Annotated in this window: 1 protein-coding gene; it reads left to right on the top strand. The window is 40.6% G+C overall.

From position 1 onward, the window contains the following. Positions 1 to 202: 202 nt before the first annotated feature. Positions 203 to 357 (top strand): PTS glucose transporter subunit IIA (locus AB4512_RS22810; RefSeq protein WP_372175811.1); only part of this gene is annotated, 155 nt, incomplete at its 3' end.

Here is a 357-nt window from a genome sequence, read left to right on the forward strand (position 1 = left end):
GAAGTTAAAGCTATGGCTGACGAAGCACTATCTCTACCAACAGCTGCTGAAATTGAAGCTTGCGTAGAAAAGTTCATCGCTGAGAAAACTCAGTAATCGCCAATCGCTTAATAACGTTAGACGGCTAAAAATAGTCGTCTAATTTGTTAGATTGGTATAGTATATTCTACAGAATAAAACTAAACGTTAGGAGCATGACACAATGGGTCTGTTTGACAAACTGAAAAAGCTTGTATCTGATGACAGCGCTGATGCTGGTGCAATCGAAATCATCGCACCTCTTTCTGGTGAAATCGTAAACATCGAAGATGTGCCAGATGTAGTTTTCGCTGAAAAAATCGTTGGTGACGGCATCGC

The organism is Vibrio sp. 10N.222.52.B7 (assembly GCF_041474275.1).
Taxonomy (GTDB): domain Bacteria; phylum Pseudomonadota; class Gammaproteobacteria; order Enterobacterales; family Vibrionaceae; genus Vibrio; species Vibrio crassostreae_C.